The 1671-nt window shown below is 57.9% G+C and carries 2 protein-coding genes; one reads left to right on the top strand and one right to left on the bottom strand.

Annotated features, from left to right (window positions below; genetic code table 11):
• Positions 1–267: 267 nt before the first annotated feature.
• Complete coding sequence (gene phoU, locus H5U08_RS18010) at positions 268–945, top strand: phosphate signaling complex protein PhoU (RefSeq protein WP_297036295.1); 678 nt, start codon at positions 268–270, stop codon at positions 943–945.
• Positions 946–1126: 181 nt separating this feature from the next.
• On the opposite strand, the gene H5U08_RS18005 is transcribed toward phoU, so the two are convergent.
• Positions 1127–1671, bottom strand: a 545-nt coding sequence (locus H5U08_RS18005; protein WP_297036292.1) for a hypothetical protein, incomplete at its 5' end; no start/stop codon positions are given.

Genomic DNA, 1671 nt, shown 5'->3' with positions numbered 1-1671 from the left:
CCTTCGGTCCTGCAATATATCTGAAAACGTCAAAACTGGCTCGAACTTCCGGTCGCCCTTTGGTTTTCGGATAGGCTCCAAAGAGCTTCGGAAAGGCTTTGGCCTCGGTAACCCGCCCGTTGGGGAAAGTGGGTTTCTATCGGTGAGATCACCGCCTAAAATGACAGGACAGTCGGCATCGCCACAAGGCACAATTGAGAGCGTCTCAGGAGAGAAATCAGGTCCACTTTCGGTAGAATTGGCAATGTCCCACGCGAGGTCGGCAATATGAGCGTCCACTTGCATCGTGAACTCGACAGGCTCCGCGGACGGCTTCTCGGCCTGGCCGGGGAAGTGGAGCAACAACTTCAAAAGGCAATCACGGCTGTTCTCAACCGTGATCCTCAGTTAGCCGACGAAGTGGAAGCAGGCGACCGCAAGATCGACCAGTACGAAGTCGAGCTCGAGGAAGAGTGCCTGAAAGTTCTCGCACTCTATCAGCCCGTCGCCGCTGACCTTCGCTTCTTAATCACTGTTCTCAAGATCAACAATGATTTGGAACGGGTTGGGGATCTGGCGGTCAATATCGCCCGCAAAGCCCGAACACTTTCTCAGATGCCTCCCGTGCGAATGCCGTTCGACCTGGACGGTATGTGGCGCAAGGTTCAGGCCATGTTGCGGCAGAGTGTGGATAGCCTGGTCAACGGCGATGCCGGTGCGGCCGAGGACGTGTGCAAGCGGGACGAAGCTGTCAATGCCCAGAAGAAGGCCATTCGTCAACAAGTTGAGCAGCTTATTGAGCAACATCCCGACCAGGTCAAAACATGGCTGCAGGTGCTGGCCGTTTCCCGAAACCTGGAACGCGTCGCCGACCATGCCACGAACATCGCCGAGGACGTGATTTACCTGGTTCGGGGCCATATCGTTCGGCACCCCGCCCGGTTCCGCGACCGAGACCAGGATTGAAAGGATAAAGAACGATCCGCGGCCGTAACGCAGCCTGAGATTGGCAACGAACGGGACTTCTCTGGATCGGGTGACAACACCTAGTCCGTCGGCCCTTTCCAACTTGTGCGTTCACGGCCCTTCGGACGGGCCAGTCGAGCGGCGTCGAAGCCAGGCTGTACGGTTCGGTGATCGGTGCGCGCTAGGTTCTCGGCGGATGGTAGTGGTAGGGGGCCGGAATATACTCCACGGTGGGCTGGCCCCGCCGCGGTTGCGGATACAGTTGGAGAAGTTGAACGAACTCGGTCGGCATATCCGTGCTCACCGGCAATCCCAATTGCTGGGCCATCTCGGCGGTGAGCGGGAAATCGTGGGTCCATGTACCTTCCGAAAGGAGTCTGGCCACTTCGTCGGCCTTCTCTTCAGGCATCTTGTCACTGAGCAGTTCTTTGACACACATTCTGACCTGGCTGATGGCCTTTTCGGCAATGTCTGCCAGAATGAGGGTTTGGTCGTCGATTTCGTCGGGCTTTTTCCTTTGCAGGACCTTGAGCACCGAGGCGGCCGGTTGCTGATTGATCTGAGGGTCGACCGGACCCAAGACGGCGTGCTTGCACATGACGATCTCGTCCGCGGCAAGGGCAATGAGCGTCCCGCCCGACATCGCATAATGGGGCACAAAGACCGTGACTTTGCCCGGCCGATGGTGCACTGCCCGAGCAATTTGCAGTGCCGCCAGCACCAGCC

The organism is Thermogutta sp. (genome assembly GCF_014359955.1).
Taxonomy (GTDB): domain Bacteria; phylum Planctomycetota; class Planctomycetia; order Pirellulales; family Thermoguttaceae; genus Thermogutta.
The sequence above is the reverse complement of the archived record's forward strand: the minus strand, read 5'-3'. Positions and strand labels throughout refer to the sequence as shown.